Raw genomic sequence first — 21,374 nt, forward strand, 5'->3', positions numbered from 1 at the left:
AATATTTGAAAAAGATATTTCTTTTGAGAAAGGAAAAAGATGAGCAACATTTCAACTGATTTGCAAGATGTAGAAAAAATTATCGTATTGGACTATGGTAGCCAATACAATCAGCTGATTTCACGCCGTATCCGTGAGATTGGTGTGTTTTCAGAACTAAAAAGCCATAAAATTTCAGCTGCTGAAGTTCGTGAAATCAATCCTGTAGGAATTATCCTTTCAGGTGGACCAAACTCTGTATACGAAGATGGTTCATTCGATATTGACCCAGAAATCTTCGAACTGGGAATTCCTATTTTGGGAATCTGTTACGGTATGCAGTTATTGACCCATAAACTTGGAGGAAAAGTTGTTCCTGCAGGTGACGCTGGAAATCGTGAATATGGTCAATCAACCCTAACTCACACACCATCAGCTCTTTTTGAATCAACACCGGATGAACAGACTGTTTTGATGAGCCATGGTGATGCAGTTACTGAGATTCCTGCTGACTTTGTTCGTGCTGGAACATCAGCTGACTGCCCTTATGCGGCCATTGAAAATCCAGACAAACACATTTACGGTATCCAATTCCACCCAGAAGTTCGCCATTCTGTATACGGAAATGATATCCTTCGTAACTTTGCCCTTAACATCTGTAAGGCTAAAGGCGACTGGTCAATGGATAATTTCATCGATATGCAGATTCAAAAAATCCGTGAAACAGTCGGTGATAAACGTGTTCTTCTCGGTCTATCAGGTGGAGTTGACTCTTCAGTTGTTGGTGTTCTTCTTCAAAAAGCAATTGGCGATCAATTGATCTGTATCTTCGTAGACCACGGTCTTCTTCGTAAAGGAGAAGCAGATCAAGTTATGGACATGCTTGGTGGTAAGTTTGGTTTGAATATCGTCAAAGCAGACGCTGCAAAACGCTTCCTTGACAAACTTGCTGGTGTTTCTGACCCTGAACAAAAACGTAAAATCATTGGTAATGAGTTTGTCTATGTCTTTGATGACGAAGCAAGCAAACTCAAAGATGTGAAATTCCTTGCTCAAGGAACTCTTTATACAGACGTGATCGAGTCTGGTACGGATACAGCTCAGACGATCAAGTCACACCACAACGTTGGTGGTCTTCCAGAAGACATGCAGTTTGAATTGATTGAACCTCTCAACACTCTTTATAAAGATGAGGTTCGTGCTCTCGGTACAGAACTTGGCATGCCAGACCATATCGTATGGCGCCAACCATTCCCAGGCCCAGGTCTTGCGATTCGTGTCATGGGTGAAATCACTGAAGAAAAACTAGAAACCGTTCGTGAATCAGATGCTATCCTTCGTGAGGAAATTGCTAAAGCTGGTCTTGACCGCGATATCTGGCAATACTTCACTGTTAACACAGGCGTTCGTTCAGTTGGTGTTATGGGTGACGGTCGTACTTACGACTATACGATTGCAATCCGTGCTATTACCTCTATAGATGGTATGACTGCTGACTTTGCCAAAATTCCTTGGGAAGTCCTTCAAAAAATCTCAGTACGTATCGTAAACGAAGTGGATCATGTGAACCGTATCGTCTACGATATTACAAGTAAACCACCTGCAACAGTTGAGTGGGAATAGTCGTTTAAGGACTAGATTATTCCATGTAGTTTAGTTAGCCAGTATCTTTGGATACTGGTTTTTACTTTATCGGCTCTTTTTACTACTTGTTTCAACTGCTGAAAGATTAGAATTGTCAAAACAATCTGTCCAGGCTTGATTTTATGGCTTATTTACTATAAAATGAGAAGGAAAAACGTCAAACTTTTATATTGCAAATAGGAGAAAACATGACAAAAACATTAAAACGTCCTGAGGTTTTATCACCTGCAGGGACTTTAGAGAAGCTAAAGGTAGCTGTTCAGTATGGAGCAGATGCTGTCTTTATCGGTGGTCAGGCCTATGGTCTTCGTAGCCGTGCTGGAAACTTTACCTTTGAACAGATGGAAGAAGGTGTTCAGTTTGCGGCTAAGTACGGTGCCAAGGTCTATGTAGCTGCCAACATGGTTATGCACGAAGGAAATGAAGCTGGTGCCGGTGAGTGGTTCCGTAAACTGCGTGATATCGGAATCGCGGCAGTTATCGTGTCTGATCCTGCCTTGATTATGATTGCAGCGACAGAAGCGCCTGGTCTTGAAATCCACCTCTCTACCCAAGCCAGTGCCACTAACTATGAAACGCTTGAGTTCTGGAAAGGATTGGGCTTGACTCGTGTCGTTTTGGCGCGTGAGGTTTCGATGGAAGAATTAGCTGAAATCCGCAAACGTACAGATGTTGAGATTGAAGCCTTTGTCCACGGAGCCATGTGTATTTCTTACTCTGGTCGTTGTACTCTTTCAAACCACATGAGTATGCGTGATGCCAACCGTGGTGGTTGCTCTCAGTCTTGTCGTTGGAAATACGACCTTTACGATATGCCATTTGGTCAAGAACGCAAGAGCTTGAAAGGTGAAATTCCTGAAGAATTTTCAATGTCAGCCGTTGATATGTCTATGATTGACCATATTCCAGATATGATTGAAAATGGAGTGGACAGTCTTAAGATTGAAGGGCGTATGAAGTCTATTCACTACGTATCAACAGTAACCAACTGCTACAAGGCGGCTGTGGATGCATATCTTGAAAGTCCTGAAAAGTTTGAAGCTATTAAACAAGATTTGGTGGACGAAATGTGGAAGGTTGCTCAACGTGAATTGGCAACAGGTTTCTACTACGGTACACCATCTGAAAATGAGCAGTTGTTTGGTGCTCGCCGTAAAATTCCTGAGTACAAGTTTGTTGCTGAAGTGGTTTCTTATGATGATTCGACACAAACAGCAACTATTCGTCAACGGAACGTTATTAACGAAGGAGACCAAGTTGAGTTTTACGGCCCAGGTTTCCGTCATTTTGAAACGTATATCGAAGATTTGCATGATGCCAAAGGCAATAAAATCGACCGCGCTCCAAATCCAATGGAACTCTTGACTATTAAGGTGCCTCAACCCGTTCAAGCAGGAGACATGGTTCGTGCATTGAAAGAAGGACTCATCAATCTTTATAAGGAAGATGGAACCAGCGTCACAGTTCGTGCTTAATAAACATGTAGGAGACGAAAGCTTTCTAGTTGCTTTCCCTTTAATCCTACTTACTAAAAGAACATTAGGTTAAAGAAAATATATTAATTTCCATCCGAGATTACATCTCGGATTTTTTCAATATTTTTCAGAAAGGTCTAGATAATGGTCGGATTTATTACAAGTTTTTTACAAAGTTTTCTATTAATAGACTCAAAAATAGTAAAATTGTAAATAATTTTCATTAAACGCTTTCAATGTTAGTAAAAAGTTGACAAATCCAATTTTTAGGACTAAACTAAGTAAGTAAATTTTAATTAAAAGGAGAATTCGTCATGAATTTAACATTTTTTGGTCTATGTCTTGCCTGTATGGGTGTATCCCTTGGTGAAGGTTTGTTGATGAATGGTTTGTTGAAATCAGTAGCTCGCCAACCAGATATTATCGCTGAGTTTCGTAGCTTGATGTTTTTAGGGGTTGCCTTTATTGAAGGAACTTTCTTTGTAACTCTTGTCTTCTCATTTATTATTAAATAACGAAATATAAATTGGAGAAGGGAGAATGTTAGATGGAAGAAAGTATCAATCCAACCATCAATATTGGTCCTGTTACCTTTGATTTAACTTTGACAGCTTTGACTTTGCTGTCTGTGTTTCTGATTTTTGCATTTATCTATTGGGCAAGTCGTAATATGACATTGAAACCCAATGGTAAACAAAATGTATTAGAGTTTCTCTATGATTTTGTAATTGGATTTACAGAACCTAACCTTGGTTCCCACTACATAAAAGATTACTCACTCTTTTACTTATGTTTATTTCTTTTTATGGTCATCGCCAATAATCTTGGTTTGATGGCTAAACTTCAAACAACAGATGGGACAAACCTTTGGACATCGCCAACTGCAAATCTTTCATTTGACCTTGTCTTGTCTTTCTGTATTATTGTGATGGCGCACATTGAGGGGATTCGTCGTCGTGGGATTAAACAATACCTAAAAGGTTATGTAACTCCTGCATTTATGACACCGATGAATCTACTTGAAGAAGTCACGAATTTCCTTTCTCTTGCTTTGCGGATTTTTGGGAATATCTTTGCAGGTGAGGTAATGACAAGCTTGCTTATCTTACTTTCACATCAGGCTATTTTTTGGTATCCAGTAGCTTTTGGGGCAAACTTAGTTTGGACTGCATTTTCCGTGTTCATTTCTTGTGTACAAGCCTATGTCTTTACACTATTATCCTCTATGTACCTAGGAAATAAAATTAATGATGAAGAGTAGAAAGGAGTAACTGATGCACGTAACAGTAGGTGAATTAATTGGTAATTTTATTTTAATCGCTGGCTCTTTTATCCTTTTGCTAGTCTTGATTAAAAAATTTGCATGGTCTAATATTACAGGCATTTTCGAAGAAAGAGCTGAAAAAATTGCTTCAGATATCGACAGAGCTGAAGAAGCCCGTGAAAAAGCAGAAGTGTTAGCTCAAAAACGCGAAGATGAATTAGCTGGTAGCCGTAAAGAAGCTAAGACAATCATTGAGAATGCGAAAGAAACAGCTGAGAAAAGTAAGGCTAGTATTTTAGCTGATGCTAAACTAGAAGCAGGACGCTTAAAAGAAAAAGCAAACCAAGAAATTGCTCAAAACAAAGCTGAAGCTTTACAAAGCGTTAAGGGTGAGGTAGCAGATTTGACAATCAGCTTGGCTGGTAAAATCATCTCACAAAACCTTGATGGTCATGCCCATAAAGAACTCATTGATCAGTATATCGATCAGCTAGGAGAAGCTTAATGGACAAGAAAACAGTAAAGGTAATTGAAAAATACAGCATGCCTTTTGTCCAATTGGTACTTGAAAAAGGAGAAGAAGACCGTATCTTTTCAGACTTGACTCAAATCAAGCAAGTTGCTGAAGAAACAGGTTTACCTTCTTTTTTAAAAAAAGTGGCCGTAGACGAGTCTGATAAAGAAAAAACAATTGCGTTCTTCCAAGACTCTGTGTCACCTTTATTGCAAAACTTGATCCAGGTTCTTATCTACAATCACAGAGCAAATCTTTTTTATGATGTGCTTGTAGATTGCTTGAACCGACTTGAAAAAGAAACAAATCGATTTGAAGTGACGATTACGTCAGCTCATCCTTTAACTGATGAACAGAAGAGTCGCTTGCTCCCTTTGATTGAGAAAAAAATGTCTCTGAAAGTGCGGAGTGTAAAAGAACAAATCGATGAAAGTCTCATTGGTGGTTTTGTCATTTTTGCCAATCACAAGACAATTGATGTGAGTATTAAACAACAACTTAAAGTTGTTAAAGAAAATTTGAAATAGAAAGTGGTGTTCTTTTGGCAATTAACGCACAAGAAATCAGCGCTTTAATTAAGCAACAAATTGAAAATTTCAAACCCAATTTTGATGTGACTGAAACAGGTGTTGTAACCTATATCGGGGACGGTATCGCGCGTGCTCACGGCCTTGAAAATGCCATGAGTGGAGAGTTGTTAATCTTTGAAAACGGCTCTTATGGGATGGCTCAAAACTTGGAGTCAACTGACGTCGGTATTATCATCCTAGGTGACTTTACAGATATCCGTGAAGGCGATACAATCCGCCGTACAGGGAAAATCATGGAAGTCCCAGTAGGTGAGAGTCTGATTGGTCGTGTTGTGGACCCACTTGGTCGTCCAGTTGACGGTCTTGGAGAGATCCACACTGATAAAACTCGTCCAGTAGAAGCGCCAGCTCCTGGTGTTATGCAACGTAAGTCTGTATCAGAACCATTGCAAACTGGTTTGAAAGCTATTGACGCCCTTGTACCGATTGGTCGTGGTCAACGTGAGTTGATTATCGGTGACCGTCAGACAGGGAAAACAACCATTGCGATTGATACAATTTTGAACCAAAAAGGTCAAGATATGATCTGTATTTATGTCGCGATTGGACAAAAAGAATCAACAGTTCGTACGCAAGTAGAAACACTTCGTCAGTACGGTGCCTTGGATTACACAATCGTTGTGACAGCCTCTGCTTCACAACCTTCTCCATTGCTTTTCCTAGCTCCCTATGCTGGGGTTGCTATGGCGGAAGAATTTATGTACCAAGGTAAGCATGTTTTGATTGTTTATGATGATTTATCAAAACAAGCGGTTGCGTATCGTGAACTCTCTCTCTTGCTTCGTCGTCCTCCAGGTCGTGAAGCCTTCCCAGGGGATGTTTTCTACCTCCACAGCCGTTTGCTTGAGCGCTCAGCTAAAGTTTCTGATGAACTTGGTGGTGGATCAATTACAGCCCTACCATTTATCGAGACACAAGCAGGAGATATCTCTGCCTATATCGCAACCAACGTGATTTCTATCACTGATGGACAAATCTTCCTTGGCGATGGTCTCTTCAATGCGGGTATTCGTCCAGCCATCGATGCGGGTTCATCTGTATCTCGTGTAGGTGGTTCTGCACAAATCAAAGCTATGAAAAAGGTTGCTGGTACACTTCGTATCGACCTTGCTTCATACCGTGAGTTGGAAGCCTTCACTAAGTTTGGTTCTGACTTGGATGCAGCAACGCAGGCTAAGTTGAACCGTGGACGTCGTACCGTTGAGGTCTTGAAACAACCTGTTCACAAACCATTACCTGTTGAGAAACAAGTAACCATTCTCTATGCTTTGACACATGGTTTCTTGGATACTGTTCCAGTAGATGATATCGTTCGTTTTGAGGAAGAGTTCCATGCCTTCTTTGATGCTCAACATCCAGAGATTTTGGAAACAATTCGTGATACAAAAGACTTGCCAGAAGAAGCAGTCTTGGATGCTGCGATTACAGAGTTTCTCAATCAAACCAGCTTCCAATAAGAATAGAGGTGTCAGATGGCAGTATCTCTAAATGATATTAAAACAAAAATCGCCTCAACAAAAAATACGAGTCAAATCACTAATGCCATGCAAATGGTTTCGGCTGCTAAGCTAGGTCGCTCTGAGGAAGCTGCTCGCAACTTCCAAGTTTACGCTCGGAAAGTTCGCAAGCTCTTGACAGATATCCTTCATGGTAATGGATCTGGTGGCTCAACCAATCCGATGTTGATTAGTCGTCCAGTTAAGAAGACAGGCTATATCGTCATTACTTCAGACCGCGGTTTGGTTGGAGGTTATAATTCCTCTATTCTGAAAGCTGTTATGGAGTTGAAAGAAGAATACCATCCAGACGGTAAAGGCTTTGAAATGATCTGTATCGGTGGAATGGGAGCTGACTTCTTTAAAGCTCGCGGTATTCAACCACTTTATGAGTTACGTGGCTTGGCGGATCAACCTAGCTTTGATGAAGTTTGTAAGATTATTTCAAAAACAGTTGAAATGTACCAAAATGAACTTTTTGATGAACTCTATGTCTGCTACAACCACCATGTCAATACGCTAACCAGTCAAATGCGTGTGGAACAAATGCTTCCGATTGTTGACTTGGATCCCAATGAAGCGGATGAAGACTACAGCTTGACTTTTGAATTGGAAACCAGCCGAGAAGAAATTTTGGAGCAGTTGTTGCCTCAGTTTGCAGAAAGTATGATTTACGGGGCTATTATCGATGCCAAGACAGCTGAAAATGCTGCTGGTATGACAGCTATGCAAACAGCGACAGATAATGCTAAGAAAGTCATTAATGATTTGACAATTCAGTATAACCGTGCCAGACAGGCGGCGATTACACAAGAAATTACAGAAATCGTAGCAGGAGCTAGTGCCTTAGAATAGGCTCTAGTCCAGCTCGTATGAAAATGAACTTAGGACCTAGTTAAGCTAGGACCGACAGTATCTTATATAGAATAGGAGAAGGAGATGAGTTCAGGTAAAATTGCTCAGGTTATCGGTCCCGTTGTAGACGTCTTGTTTGCAGCAGGGGAAAAACTTCCTGAGATTAACAATGCACTTGTCGTCTACAAAAATGACGAAAGAAAAACAAAAATCGTCCTTGAAGTAGCCTTGGAGTTGGGAGATGGTATGGTCCGTACTATCGCCATGGAATCAACAGATGGTTTGACTCGTGGAATGGAAGTATTGGACACAGGTCGTCCAATCTCTGTACCAGTAGGTAAAGAAACTTTGGGACGTGTCTTTAATGTTTTGGGAGATACCATTGACTTGGAAGCTCCTTTTACAGAAGATGCAGAGCGTCAGCCAATTCATAAAAAAGCTCCAACTTTTGATGAGTTGTCTACCTCTTCTGAAATCCTTGAAACAGGGATTAAGGTTATCGACCTTCTTGCCCCTTACCTTAAAGGTGGGAAAGTTGGACTTTTCGGTGGTGCCGGAGTTGGTAAAACCGTCTTAATCCAAGAATTGATTCACAACATTGCCCAAGAACACGGTGGTATCTCAGTATTTACTGGTGTTGGGGAACGTACTCGTGAGGGGAATGACCTTTACTGGGAAATGAAAGAATCAGGCGTTATCGAGAAAACGGCCATGGTGTTTGGTCAGATGAATGAGCCACCAGGAGCACGTATGCGTGTTGCCCTTACTGGTTTGACAATTGCTGAATACTTCCGTGATGTTGAAGGCCAAGACGTGCTTCTCTTTATCGATAATATCTTCCGTTTCACTCAGGCTGGTTCAGAGGTGTCTGCCCTTTTGGGTCGTATGCCATCAGCCGTTGGTTACCAACCAACACTTGCTACGGAAATGGGTCAATTGCAAGAGCGTATCACATCAACTAAGAAGGGTTCTGTAACCTCTATCCAGGCTATCTATGTACCAGCGGATGACTATACTGACCCAGCGCCAGCAACAGCCTTCGCTCACTTGGATTCTACTACAAACTTGGAACGTAAGTTGGTACAATTGGGTATTTACCCAGCCGTTGACCCACTTGCTTCAAGCTCACGTGCCTTGGCACCTGAAATAGTTGGAGAAGAGCACTATGCAGTTGCTGCTGAAGTAAAACGTGTCCTTCAACGTTACCATGAATTGCAAGATATCATTGCTATCCTTGGTATGGATGAGCTTTCTGATGAAGAAAAGACCTTGGTTGCTCGTGCCCGTCGTATCCAGTTCTTCTTGTCACAAAACTTTAACGTTGCGGAACAATTTACTGGTCAGCCAGGTTCTTATGTCCCAGTTGCTGAAACTGTACGTGGCTTTAAGGAAATCCTTGATGGTAAACATGACCAGTTACCAGAAGATGCCTTCCGTGGTGTAGGTTCTATCGAAGATGTGATTGCAAAAGCTGAAAAAATGGGATTTTAAGAGGTGATCTATGGCTCAGTTAACTGTCCAGATCGTGACACCAGATGGTCTCGTCTATGATCACCATGCCAGCTATGTATCAGTTCGAACTCTGGATGGTGAGATGGGGATCTTGCCACGACATGAAAATATGATTGCGGTTTTAGCAGTTGATGAAGTAAAGGTAAAACGTATTGATAATGAAGATCACGTGAACTGGATTGCAGTAAACGGAGGCGTTATTGAAATTGCCAATGATATCATCACAATCGTTGCTGACTCTGCAGAACGTGCTCGTGATATCGATGTCAGTCGTGCAGAACGTGCTAAGATTCGTGCGGAGCGCGAAATCGAAGAAGCCCACGAAAAACATTTGATTGATCAAGAACGTCGTGCTAAGATTGCTTTGCAGCGTGCTATTAACCGTATTAATGTCGGAAATAGACTATAAGAAAAAAATGAACTTGAGTTACCAAGTTCATTTTTTATGTTTTCTTAAGGTGCAAAACTGATGCAGACCGCTTCTGGTACATGGAAGTCGTTAGAAAGTTCTGCTAGACGACCAGTTTCAGGATTGCGTTTAAAGACGGTTGCATTGTCAGAGTCTTGATGGACAGCAATGACAAATTCTTGGTCTGGTGTCAAATCAAAATCACGTGGAGTCTGACCATGAGTAGGAACGATTTCTAACAATTCTAGACTACCATCCGCAAGGATTGTATATACTGCGATAGAATCATGGCCACGGTTAGAAGCGTAGAGGTATTTACCATCTTTAGAGAGACGAATAGCAGCAGTTCCATTAAAGCTTTCATAACCGTCTGGTAGCGTTGAAATGACCTGCATGCGTTCAAATTCGCCAACACCATCGTAGATTAAAACTTCGATAGTGCTATTGAGTTCACAAATGAGATAAGCGATTTTATAGTGATTATGGAAAATGATATGACGTGAGCCTGCTCCTGGCTGGCTGTGATAGGTATAGAGCTTAGATAATTTCCCTTCTTGATCAAGGTCATAAGTGATGACTTGGTCAGTACCCAAATCACAGGTCACTAGATAGTGGTCAGGTGTTAAGTCTGTAAAGTGAACATGGGGTGAAGCTTGATTCTCATGTGGACCTTGGCCACTGTGTTGATCCACATCACTAAGTAGAAGACTACCGTCTTCCTGACGTTTATAAACAAGTACCTGTCCTTTATGGTAGTTAGCTGCGTAAACCAAATCACGCTTTTCATCAACAGAAACATAACAGTGAGGGGCTCCCTCTTCCACGACATGATTTAATAAAGTCCCGTCAGTTTGATAGGCTGCAATTCCCCCCTTATTGTCTTGACTACCAACGGTGTATAGATGTTGGTGTTGGTCAAATGCCAGGTAGGTTGGACTTGGCTCAGCTGCAAAAAGTTCTAGATTTGAAAGCTGACCAGTTTCTGTATCAAAGTCTGCCTTGTAAATCCCTTGGGAAGTACGGCGTGTATAAGTTCCAAAATAAACAGTTTCTTTCATAACTTTACCTCTATATAAAGATAAGACTATTATATCACAAAAATGGTAGTTGGAGGAATTCTATAACACATAATTAAACATAATAAAATATTAAATTTAACTTGTTTTTGTATTGATTTCCTTTTGAAAAGTGCTATAATAATCCTATATAAATTGCAAAGGAGTTTTTTATGAAAAAACGTGTTTTCTTAGCAGCTGGAGTTGCTGTACTCTCAGCAGCTGTTCTAGCAGCTTGTTCGTCTGGTAATGGGAATAAAGAAGCAACTAAACCAGTTACTTATGCCTATGTATTTTCATCAGATCCTGCGACTCTGGATTATACAGTTTCGGGGAAAAATTCTACAAAACAGATTACTGGTAATGTCATTGATGGACTACTAGAAAATGATCAATACGGGAATCTAGTACCATCAGTTGCAGAAGATTGGACTGTTTCCAAAGATGGTTTGACCTATACCTATAAAATTCGTAAGGGTATCAAGTGGTATACCAATGAAGGCGAAGAATATGGAGAAGTTAAGGCTCAGGATTTTGTGACTGGTCTAAAACACGCAGCTGACAAGAAATCAGAAGCACTTTATCTTGTACAGGATTCTATTAAAGGATTAGATGACTATGTAAATGGGAAAACAACGGATTTTTCTACTGTTGGTGTAAAAGCAACAGACGATTATACTGTAGTCTATACTTTAAACAATCCAGAATCTTTCTGGAATTCGAAGACAACAATGGGAGTTCTTGCTCCTGTTAGCGAAAACTTTTTAGCTTCTAAAGGAGATGACTTTGGTAAGGCGACTGATGTAACAAGCATTCTATACAATGGGGCTTATCTTCTAAAAGGTCTTACATCTAAATCTTCTATTGAAATGACTAAAAACCAAAACTATTGGGATAAACAAAATGTCTTTATTGATGATATTAAGTTGTCTTACTTTGATGGTCAGGACGCAGACTCTCTTGGACGTGGTTTTGATGAAGGAAATTATCCTGCAGCACCTCTCTTTAAAAACTCTGCTAACTATGAACGGCTAAAAGAAAAATACAAAGATAACATTATTTATAGTCAACAACAAGGAACGACTTTCTATATTTCGACGAATATTGACCGTGTTGCCTACAATCACACCGCTAAAACAAGTGATGCAGAAAAATCATCTACTAAGAAGGCTTTGCTGAACAAAGATTTCCGTCAATCCTTGGCTTTTGCTATAGATCGTAAAGCAGGAATCTCTCAAGTATTTGGGGACGAAGTAGCACCTCGTAAGTTACGGACAAGTTTCACTCCTCCAACCTTTGTACAAGTAGGGGATCAAACATTTGGTCAAGTTACTAAGACAGAATTGGATAAATTGGATAATGTCTGGAAAGATGTTAGTCTTGATGATGCCCAGGATTCACTTCATAATGTAGATAAGGCTAAAGCTAAATTGGAAGCTGCTAAGAAAACTCTTCAAGCTGATGGAGTACAGTTCCCTATTCATTTAGATATTCCAGTATCTTCTACTCGTCCAGATTTTGTGCGTCAAGCTCAATCTTATAAACAATCCATCGAGGAAGCTATTGGAGTAGACAATGTTGTAGTTGATATTCAACAAGTTTCTGACGATGAATTGTCAAGTATGACAGTTCTAGCTACTTCTAATACTAATACTGACTGGGATATTAATGTAAATAGTGGATGGTCACCTGATTACGCAGATCCTTCAACTTATCTAGATATATTTGATCCAACATCTGGACCAAATCTTCTTAGTTCCTTAGGTGTAACACCAGGTAAAGACAGTTCAGTAATCAAAGCTGTTGGCTTAGATAAGTTTAAAGAGTTAATTACTGATGCTAATAGTGAGAAAACAAATCTTGAAAAACGATATGCCAAATATGCCAAAGCTCAAGCTTGGTTAACAGATAGTGCCTTGGTGATTCCTGTACAATCAAACGGTGCCCAAATGCTCGTAACGAAGAAAGTTCTTGGAACAGGTGCCTATGGTTGGGTAGGTGATAAGACCGGTGAACTTAGCTATAAATATCTTAAACTCCAAGATAAGATTGTTACTACTAAAGAAATGGATGAGTTCCGCAAGAAATTTGCTGATGAAAAAGCCAAATCAAACGCTGATTATCAGAAGAACTTAGACCGTCATATTCAAGAATAATCGAATCTCCTCTTTTGAGGGGATTTTTTATGTCGCTGTATCCATGTAAGCACTTTAAAAAAGAGTTATTTTGTTTCAAAAATGGTATAATGAGAGAATGATAGAAAGGAAGTATTTATGGAGCAAAAAGAGAAACATTTTAGCCTATCTTGGTTTTTCAAGTGGTTTTTGGATAACAAGGCCATTACGGTATTTTTGGTCACCTTATTATTGGGACTCAATCTTTTTATTTTAAGCAAGATTAGTTTTTTATTTTCACCTGTTTTAGACTTTTTGGCAGTTGTGATGTTGCCGGTTATTCTATCCGGCCTGCTATATTATTTATTGAATCCCATTGTTGATTGGATGGAAAAACACAAAGTCAATCGCGTCATAGCCATCACTATTGTCTTTGTGATTATAGCTCTCTTTATTATCTGGGGCTTGGCAGTAGCCATTCCAAATCTACAACGTCAGGTTTTAACTTTTGCAAGAAATGTACCAATCTATCTCGAAGATGCAGACAGGGTTATTGATGATTTGGTAACCAAGCGTTTGCCAGATGATTTTAGACCTCAGTTAGAACAAGTTTTGACAAACTTCTCAAGTCAGGCTACAGTTTGGGCGAGCAAGGTTTCTTCTCAGGCAGTCAACTGGGTGAGCGCCTTTATTAGCGGGGCATCTCAAGTGATCGTTGCTTTGATTATCGTTCCTTTCATGCTCTTTTATCTCTTGCGTGATGGGAAAGGTTTGCGCAACTATTTGACCCAATTCATGCCAACCAAATTGAAAGAACCTGTAGGACAAGTTTTATCAGATGTGAATCAACAGTTGTCAAACTATGTTCGAGGGCAAGTAACAGTAGCTATTATTGTAGCAGTAATGTTTATCATCTTCTTTAAGATTATAGGTCTACGCTATGCGGTTACGCTGGGGGTTACTGCTGGTATTCTAAATCTGGTTCCTTATCTGGGTAGCTTCCTAGCCATGCTTCCTGCCCTAGTATTGGGCTTGATTGCTGGTCCAGTCATGCTTTTGAAAGTAGTGATTGTCTTTATCGTAGAACAAACTATTGAAGGCCGTTTTGTCTCTCCATTGATTTTGGGAAGTCAATTAAACATCCATCCCATTAATGTTCTCTTTGTTTTGTTAACTTCAGGATCCATGTTTGGTATCTGGGGAGTCTTGCTCGGTATTCCAGTTTATGCCTCTGCTAAGGTTGTCATTTCAGCTATTTTTGAATGGTATAAGGTAGTTAGTGGCCTATATGAACTAGAGGGTGAGGAAGTTAAGAGTGAACAATAGTCAACAGATGTTACAGGCTTTGGAAGAGCAAGATTTAACAAAGGCAGAGCACTATTTCGTCAAAGCCTTAGAAAATGATCCAAGTGAGCTTCTTTATGAGTTAGCTACCTATCTAGAAGGGATTGGTTTTTATCCTCAAGCCAAGGAAATTTACCTGAAAATCGTAGAGGACTTTCCAGAGGTTAATCTTAATCTAGCAGCAATTGCTAGCGAGGATGATCAAATCGAAGAAGCCTTTGCTTATCTAGAGGAAATCCAACCCGACAGTGACTGGTATATTTCGGCTTTGGCCCTTAAGGCAGACCTTTACCAGCTGGAAGGTTTGACAGATGTGGCGCGTGAGAAACTTCTGGAGGCTTTGACCTACTCAGAGGATCCTCTCTTGATATTGGGATTAGCAGAGTTGGATAGTGAGTTGGAAAATTACCAAGAGGCTATTCAAGGATATGCTCAGTTAGATAATTGCTCAATTTATGAGCAAACAGGCATTTCCACCTATCAACGAATTGGTTTTGCTTATGCCCAGTTGGGTAAATTTGAAACGGCCACAGAGTTTTTAGAAAAAGCATTAGAGTTAGAATACGATGACCTAACAGCTTTTGAGTTGGCCAGTCTTTACTTTGATCAAGAAGAATACCAAAAGGCCGTCCTCTACTTTAAGCAGCTTGATACTATTTCACCTGATTTTGAAGGCTATGAGTATGGTTACAGTCAGGCCTTACATAAGGAGCATCAAGTTCAAGAAGCCCTGCGTATCGCTAAGCAAGGCTTAGAGAAAAATCCCTTTGACACTCGCCTCTTGTTGGCTGCTTCACAATTTTCTTATGAATTGCATGATGCTAGTGGTGCAGAAAATTACCTCCTTACTGCAAAAGAAGACGCTGAGGATACGGAAGAAATCTTACTCCGTTTAGCTACTATTTATCTAGAACAGGAACGTTATGAGGATATTCTAGACTTGCAGAGCGAGGAGCCAGAAAATCTTTTGACCAAGTGGATGATTGCTCGTTCTTATCAAGAAATGGATGATTTGGATACTGCCTATGAGCATTACCAAGAGTTGGCTGGTGATTTGAAGGACAATCCAGAATTTCTGGAACACTATATCTATCTCTTGCGTGAATTGGGATACTTCGAAGAAGCCAAAGTCAATGTACAAGCTTACTTAAAATTGGTTCCAGATGATGTTCAAATGCAAGAACTATTTGAGAGATTGTAAAAAATAAGTCTAGGAAAAAACGCTATTTTCGTAGAAAATGAAGTGAATCTTCCTACAATAAAGCGCATAATATCAAGTTTTGAACACTTGATACTATGCGTTTTTTTGATCGTAAAGACTTTTTATCCAGTCTCATCTTATAGTATATTGAAATAGAATCTGAACAAATTGATTAAGGAATTTAAAGCAATTCTAGAAATATTTTAGAAGCGATATTGTATTATTCTAGATTCAATAAACCATATCATTTTTTATAAATATGATTTTATTGAATTGTTGTAAAAAAGAAAAAGCTTATATAAGTTTCAGATAGTGATTCAAACTTTGTCTCTAAAAAAACTGAGGTCATTGTTGCTAGAAATGGTAATAAAAAGCTTATTGATTTTGATTTAAAATGAGTCAAAAAGCCGTTGTAAAGCGGTTTTTTGTTATAATTAAATGAAGAATGTAAAATTAAAGGAGAACAACATGACTTTTGAAGAAATCCTGCCTGGCTTAAAGGCTAAGAAAAAATATGTACGAACTGGTTGGGGAGGCGCTGAAAACTATGTCCAACTCTTTGATACTATTGAACAAAACGGGGTTGCGCTCGAAGTGACGCCCTATTTCCTAATCAATGTGTCTGGAGAAGGAGAAGGTTTTTCCATGTGGAGTCCGACACCTTGTGATGTTTTGGCGACGGATTGGGTAGAAGTGCATGACTAAATGTGTACTCATTACAGGCGTTAGTTCAGGCATTGGATTGGCTCAAGCTAGCCTCTTTTTAGAGAAGGGCTATCAAGTTTATGGAGTTGACCAAGGTGAAGATCCACTCTTACAGGGTGATTTCCACTTTTTACAGAGAGATTTGACCTTGGACTTGGAGACTATTTTTGACTGGTGTCCTCAGGTGGATGTTTTGTGCAATACTGCGGGAGTTTTGGATGATTATAAACCACTTTTGGAACAGACAGCGCAGGAAATTCAAGAAATTTTTGAAATTAACTACGTGACTCCTGTTGAGTTGACTCGGTATTATTTGACTCAAATGTTGGAGAATAAAAAAGGGACCATTATCAATATGTGTTCCATAGCTTCGAGCCTAGCAGGTGGCGGTGGACACGCCTATACTTCTTCTAAGCACGCCTTGGCTGGCTTTACCAAGCAGTTGGCTCTAGACTATGCAGAAGCTGGGATTCAGGTCTTTGGAATTGCTCCAGGAGCCGTCAAGACAGCTATGACCGCTGCAGACTTTGAGCCAGGTGGTTTAGCAGACTGGGTGGCTAGTGAAACACCTATCAAACGCTGGATTGAACCAGAGGAAGTGGCAGAAGTCAGTCTCTTTTTGGCCAGTGGAAAGGCATATGCCATGCAGGGACAAATTCTGACAATAGATGGTGGCTGGTCTTTGAAATAGGAGGATTTGGATGGAAATCAAAAATCACTTTGGAGTCTAGGGTGTTTGCTTTGAAAATGGGAAGTTACTCTGCATTGAAAAAACGAGAGGCCCTTATCAACATCGGTATGCTCTACCTGGAGGCAGTCAGCAACTTGGTGAAGGACTGACAGAAAGCCTTAAGAGAGAAGTTTTGGAAGAGACGGGATTTACCGTTAGAAGCTACTCCAATCCTCGAATCTACGATGTTTTTGTCAGGGAAGAGTTAACAAATTTTATGGTTCACCATGTTATGGCATTTTATGATATTGAGATAAACGATAAGGCACCTCAAGTTACTATTTCGGATGCTGTGTCTGATGGTGCGAATGATTCTCTTGGATATGTTTGGAAGAAAATTCAAGAAATCACAGAAGAAAATGCATCGCCATTAGTCTTGAAGGTTAAGTCTGAATTATTAGGATTTCCAGAACTGGACAAGACCTTATATATGAATTGGAAGGTGAATGATGAGAAACCAACTTGCCCTTAGTGGAGAACAAATTGTTGAAAAAGTTTATCCTAAGTTATTTCACCACGTCGGTATGATTCGTGGGGAATACTTGTTGAGAGAGCTCAATCAAAACATCCTGTTACCAAGTTGTCAGCAATTTGTAAAAGATTATCTAGATACTATCTGCTCCTTCTACTCAGATGAAGAGGTATGGTATCGTTTTTCTGAATTAACAAATACAGAAGCCAATTGTTTAGAGGGAACTAAAGAGTATTTTGATGAAAATCATCCCTTGTTTGGATATAGAGGAACTAGGCGTTTACTGGCATGTCCAGATGAATTTCAGGCTGAGGCAAATGTCGTTACAGAAGTTTATCAAACCAATCCCAATCTGTCTGTTATCTTTCCTTTTGTCAATGATGCCGACCAATTAAAACAAGCTATTAGAGTATTGCGTGAGTATGGTTTTACTGGGAAAGTCGGTACAATGATTGAATTACCGTCAGCATATTTTGACTTGGATAGAATAATGGAAATGGGCATTTCAAAGATTGTAGTTGGAATGAATGATTTGACTTCTTTTGTTTTTGCGACTGTGAGAAATAGTCAATGGCATGATATGGAAAGTCCAATAATGTTAGATATGCTGAGACAGATGCAGGATAAAGCAAGGACGAAAAAGATTGATTTTGCTGTGGCAGGTTATCTGAATGCTTCCTTCATACAAAAAATGAATCTGATGGGGATCAAGTGTATTATCCACTATAGTTCTATTCGAGAGATTTTTGATTTAGAAATTGACCATCCAGACCATCTCAAACACATAAAAGAAGAAAGTAAAAAATTACAAAGGAGCAACCTATGACGCCGCAAGAAATGTGGAATAAATACAAGCAAATCAATCCTTCTATCGGAGATGAAATCGATGCTTGGGCTTTTGGAGTGGAACCAGACCTTTTAGCGGATTTGGTGTTTAAAGGCGAAAAGACAGCAACCGCCTCGGCCTACGACCTTTACGCACTAGAAGACGAATCCCTTCCGCAAGAAGGGACCTTCGATGTCATTTTAGATAGTCAAAATCAGGCTGTCTGTATTGTCAAAATTACAAAGGTTTCTGTTGAACCCTTTCATCAAGTTTCTGCTGACCATGCCTATAAGGAAGGTGAGGGAGACAAATCTTTAGCCTATTGGCGTCAGGTTCATGAAGACTTTTTCACAGGCTGTTTGAATGAAGCAGGAATGACTTTTACACCTGATAGCAAGGTTGTTTTAGAAGAATTTCGCAAGGTCTACCCTCTGTAGACAGATAGGAGGAAGAAAGTTTTGGAAATCGCCGTCCAATCCTTTTTTCTCAAGCAAAACATGATATAATAAGTTTGTTTGAAGAAGAGCTCTAGCTCTTAAACTTAGATAGGAGAAAATTATGCAAACAGTTGAACATTTTATTAAGCAATTTGTTCCTGAACATTATGATTTATTTTTAGACTTGAGTCGTGAGACCAAGACGTTTTCTGGGAAGGTGACCATCACTGGTCAAGCACAGAGTGACCGTATTTCCCTGCACCAAAAAGACTTGGAAATCGCTTCTGTAGAAGTTGCAGGTCAAGCTCGTCCATTTACAGTTGACCATGAAAATGAAGCCCTTCATATCGAATTGGATGAGGCTGGTCAAGTTGAATTAGTTCTTGCCTTTTCAGGAAAAATCACAGATAACATGACAGGGATTTACCCTTCTTACTACACAGTGGATGGTGTCAAGAAGGAAGTCTTGTCAACACAGTTCGAGAGCCATTTTGCGCGCGAAGCCTTCCCATGTGTGGATGAGCCAGAAGCCAAGGCAACTTTTGACCTCTCTCTACGTTTTGACCAAGCAGAAGGTGAATTGGCCTTGTCTAACATGCCAGAAATCAATGTTGAAAAACGTAAGGAAACAGGTATCTGGAAGTTTGAGACAACACCTCGCATGTCTTCTTACTTGTTAGCCTTTGTTGCGGGTGATTTGCAAGGTGTGACGGCTAAAACTAAAAACGGTACCCTTGTAGGTGTCTACTCAACCAAAGCCCACCCACTATCTAACCTTGATTTCTCACTGGACATTGCTGTTCGCTCTATCGAGTTTTACGAAGATTACTATGGAGTCAAGTACCCAATTCCTCAATCTCTCCACATCGCCCTTCCTGACTTCTCAGCTGGTGCTATGGAAAACTGGGGTCTTGTCACTTACCGAGAAGTTTACTTGGTTGTGGATGAGAACTCTACCTTTGCCAGCCGTCAACAAGTTGCTCTTGTTGTGGCACATGAATTGGCCCACCAATGGTTTGGTAACCTCGTTACTATGAAATGGTGGGATGACCTTTGGCTCAATGAAAGCTTCGCCAACATGATGGAATACGTCTGTGTGGATGCTATCGAGCCAAGTTGGAATATCTTTGAAGATTTCCAAACAGGTGGTGTTCCGTCTGCCTTGAAACGTGACGCGACTGATGGTGTTCAGTCTGTTCACGTCGAAGTTAAACACCCAGATGAAATCAATACCCTCTTTGACGGTGCTATCGTCTATGCTAAAGGAAGCCGCCTCATGCACATGCTTCGTCGTTGGCTAGGTGATGCTGCTTTTGCTAAAGGTTTGCACGCTTACTTTGAAAAACACCAATACAGTAATACAATTGGTCGTGACCTTTGGGATGCTCTTGGTCAAGCGTCTGGACGTGATGTTGCAGCCTTCATGGATTCTTGGTTGGAACAACCTGGTTACCCAGTACTTACTGTTAAAGTTGAAAATGATGTCTTGAAGATTTCACAAAAACAATTCTTCATCGGTGAGCACGAAGACAAGAACCGCCTCTGGGTGGTGCCACTCAACAGCAACTGGAAAGGATTGCCAGATACACTCGAAACTGAAAGTATCGAAATTCCTGGCTACGCAGCTCTTCTTGCTGAAAATGAAGGAGCTCTTCGCCTCAACACAGAAAATACAGCCCACTACATTACAGACTATCAAGGAGACTTGTTAGATGCAGTTCTTGCTGACCTAGTTGAGCTTGATAATACAAGCAAACTGCAAATCGTCCAAGAACGTCGTTTGCTTGCTGAAGCAGGGCACATTTCTTATGCTGACTTGCTCCCAGTCCTTGATAAACTTGCTAAGGAAGAATCTTACCTTGTCGTTTCAGCCATTTCTCAAGTGATTTCTGCCCTCGAGCGCTTTATCGACGAAGGAACAGAAGCTGAAACAGCCTTCAAAGCACTAGTTGCTAAATTGGCTCGTCACAACTATGACCGTCTTGGTTTCGAAGCTAAAGATGGAGAATCAGATGAGGATGAATTGGTTCGTCAGTTGGCCATTTCTATGATGATTCGCTCAAATGATGCAGAAGCTAGTCAAGTCGCTAGCCAAATCTTCGCAGCCCACAAGGAGAATCTTGCAGGACTCCCAGCTGCTATTCGCTCACAAGTTCTGATCAATGAGATGAAACATCATGAGACTAAAGACTTGTTAGCACTTTATCTTGATACTTATACGCACGCAACAGATGCTGTCTTTAAACGTCAGTTGGCAGCAGCTCTTGCCTATAGTAAAGATGTGGATAATATCCAAACCTTGATTGCTTCTTGGAAGGACAAATTTGTGGTCAAACCACAAGACTTGTCTGCTTGGTACTTCCAGTTCTTAAACCATCAAGCAACTCAGGAAACAGCATGGTCTTGGGCTCGTGAAAACTGGGCCTGGATTAAGGCGGCTCTTGGAGGAGATATGAGCTTTGATAGCTTTGTTATCCTTCCTGCTCATGTATTTAAGACAGAACAACGCTTGGCGGAATACAAGGAGTTCTTTGAGCCACAACTTTCTGATCTTGCTCTTAGCCGTAATATCGGCATGGGAATCAAGGAAATTGCAGCGCGTGTTGACTTGATTAACCGTGAAAAAGCTGCGGTGGAAGCAGTTGTTCTTCAATACGGAACTAAATAATCAAAACTAAATAAAAGAAAACTCAGCTATCTCATATAAAATGCAGAGAGTTGAGTTTTTTTTAAGGCAAATTTGGTATAATGG

19 protein-coding genes and 1 pseudogene are annotated in these 21,374 nt (G+C 40.3%); 19 read left to right on the top strand and 1 reads right to left on the bottom strand.

Annotated features, from left to right (window positions below; genetic code table 11):
• Positions 1-39: 39 nt before the first annotated feature.
• The 10 genes from guaA to HT718_RS06090 all read left to right on the top strand — a co-directional run bounded on the left by guaA (position 40) and on the right by HT718_RS06090 (position 9,738).
• Complete coding sequence (gene guaA / locus HT718_RS06045; RefSeq protein WP_173267854.1) at positions 40-1,602, top strand: glutamine-hydrolyzing GMP synthase; 1,563 nt, start codon at positions 40-42, stop codon at positions 1,600-1,602.
• 209 nt (positions 1,603-1,811) lie between these two features.
• Positions 1,812-3,098: a U32 family peptidase gene (locus HT718_RS06050; RefSeq protein WP_173267855.1), complete on the top strand. Its 1,287-nt coding sequence runs from the start codon at positions 1,812-1,814 to the stop codon at positions 3,096-3,098.
• A 314-nt stretch (positions 3,099-3,412) separates the two neighbouring features.
• Positions 3,413-3,613 carry a F0F1 ATP synthase subunit C gene (locus HT718_RS06055; protein WP_001054557.1) on the top strand — a complete coding sequence of 67 codons (201 nt, stop codon included), beginning with the start codon at positions 3,413-3,415 and terminating at the stop codon, positions 3,611-3,613.
• A 32-nt stretch (positions 3,614-3,645) separates the two neighbouring features.
• The gene (atpB, locus tag HT718_RS06060; RefSeq protein ID WP_173267856.1) at positions 3,646-4,359 is read left to right on the top strand and encodes a F0F1 ATP synthase subunit A; all 714 of its coding nucleotides are present in this window, start codon (positions 3,646-3,648) and stop codon (positions 4,357-4,359) included.
• Positions 4,360-4,372: 13 nt separating this feature from the next.
• Entirely contained in the window at positions 4,373-4,867 is a 495-nt protein-coding gene (atpF, locus tag HT718_RS06065) for a F0F1 ATP synthase subunit B (protein WP_173267857.1), read from the top strand.
• Positions 4,867-5,403, top strand: a complete 537-nt coding sequence (locus HT718_RS06070) for a F0F1 ATP synthase subunit delta (protein WP_033680125.1) — start codon at positions 4,867-4,869, stop codon at positions 5,401-5,403. The genes atpF and HT718_RS06070 overlap by 1 nt, the downstream gene beginning before the upstream one ends.
• Positions 5,404-5,417: 14 nt before the next feature.
• On the top strand, positions 5,418-6,923 hold the full coding sequence (gene atpA, locus HT718_RS06075; protein WP_000996629.1) for a F0F1 ATP synthase subunit alpha: 1,506 nt from the start codon (positions 5,418-5,420) through the stop codon (positions 6,921-6,923).
• A 15-nt stretch (positions 6,924-6,938) separates the two neighbouring features.
• Complete coding sequence (locus HT718_RS06080; RefSeq protein ID WP_173267858.1) at positions 6,939-7,817, top strand: F0F1 ATP synthase subunit gamma; 879 nt, start codon at positions 6,939-6,941, stop codon at positions 7,815-7,817.
• A gap of 84 nt (positions 7,818-7,901) precedes the next feature.
• Positions 7,902-9,308 (top strand): F0F1 ATP synthase subunit beta, encoded by a 1,407-nt coding sequence (gene atpD, locus HT718_RS06085; RefSeq protein ID WP_000094358.1) that lies wholly within the window; start codon positions 7,902-7,904, stop codon positions 9,306-9,308.
• Between the two features lie 10 nt (positions 9,309-9,318).
• The gene (locus tag HT718_RS06090) at positions 9,319-9,738 is read left to right on the top strand and encodes a F0F1 ATP synthase subunit epsilon (RefSeq protein ID WP_033680127.1); all 420 of its coding nucleotides are present in this window, start codon (positions 9,319-9,321) and stop codon (positions 9,736-9,738) included.
• A gap of 44 nt (positions 9,739-9,782) precedes the next feature.
• On the opposite strand, the gene HT718_RS06095 is transcribed toward HT718_RS06090, so the two are convergent.
• Entirely contained in the window at positions 9,783-10,796 is a 1,014-nt protein-coding gene (locus HT718_RS06095; RefSeq protein ID WP_173267859.1) for a lactonase family protein, read from the bottom strand.
• A gap of 170 nt (positions 10,797-10,966) precedes the next feature.
• On the opposite strand from HT718_RS06095, the gene HT718_RS06100 reads away from it, so the two are divergent.
• From HT718_RS06100 to HT718_RS06140, 9 genes and pseudogenes are all read left to right on the top strand, one after another.
• Positions 10,967-12,949, top strand: coding sequence for a peptide ABC transporter substrate-binding protein (locus HT718_RS06100; protein WP_173267860.1), 1,983 nt, complete (start codon positions 10,967-10,969; stop codon positions 12,947-12,949).
• 117 nt (positions 12,950-13,066) lie between these two features.
• Positions 13,067-14,233 (top strand): AI-2E family transporter, encoded by a 1,167-nt coding sequence (locus HT718_RS06105; protein ID WP_173267861.1) that lies wholly within the window; start codon positions 13,067-13,069, stop codon positions 14,231-14,233.
• On the top strand, positions 14,223-15,452 hold the full coding sequence (locus HT718_RS06110; RefSeq protein ID WP_173267862.1) for a tetratricopeptide repeat protein: 1,230 nt from the start codon (positions 14,223-14,225) through the stop codon (positions 15,450-15,452). Before HT718_RS06105 ends, HT718_RS06110 begins: the two co-directional genes overlap by 11 nt.
• Positions 15,453-15,920: 468 nt before the next feature.
• Entirely contained in the window at positions 15,921-16,157 is a 237-nt protein-coding gene (locus HT718_RS06115; protein WP_000141913.1) for a DUF2829 domain-containing protein, read from the top strand.
• On the top strand, positions 16,150-16,848 hold the full coding sequence (locus HT718_RS06120; protein WP_173267864.1) for a 3-oxoacyl-ACP reductase: 699 nt from the start codon (positions 16,150-16,152) through the stop codon (positions 16,846-16,848). The genes HT718_RS06115 and HT718_RS06120 overlap by 8 nt, the downstream gene beginning before the upstream one ends.
• Before the next feature lie 10 nt (positions 16,849-16,858).
• Positions 16,859-17,359: pseudogene (locus tag HT718_RS06125) on the top strand (NUDIX hydrolase).
• On the top strand, positions 17,337-18,185 hold the full coding sequence (locus HT718_RS06130) for a putative PEP-binding protein (RefSeq protein WP_173267865.1): 849 nt from the start codon (positions 17,337-17,339) through the stop codon (positions 18,183-18,185). Before HT718_RS06125 ends, HT718_RS06130 begins: the two are co-directional and overlap by 23 nt.
• Entirely contained in the window at positions 18,182-18,622 is a 441-nt protein-coding gene (locus HT718_RS06135) for an ASCH domain-containing protein (RefSeq protein WP_173267866.1), read from the top strand. Before HT718_RS06130 ends, HT718_RS06135 begins: the two co-directional genes overlap by 4 nt.
• Before the next feature lie 121 nt (positions 18,623-18,743).
• Positions 18,744-21,290 carry a M1 family metallopeptidase gene (locus HT718_RS06140; protein ID WP_173267867.1) on the top strand — a complete coding sequence of 849 codons (2,547 nt, stop codon included), beginning with the start codon at positions 18,744-18,746 and terminating at the stop codon, positions 21,288-21,290.
• The last annotated feature ends 84 nt before the right edge of the window (positions 21,291-21,374 follow it).

It is taken from the genome of Streptococcus sp. 714 (assembly GCF_013277115.1).
GTDB lineage: Bacteria > Bacillota > Bacilli > Lactobacillales > Streptococcaceae > Streptococcus.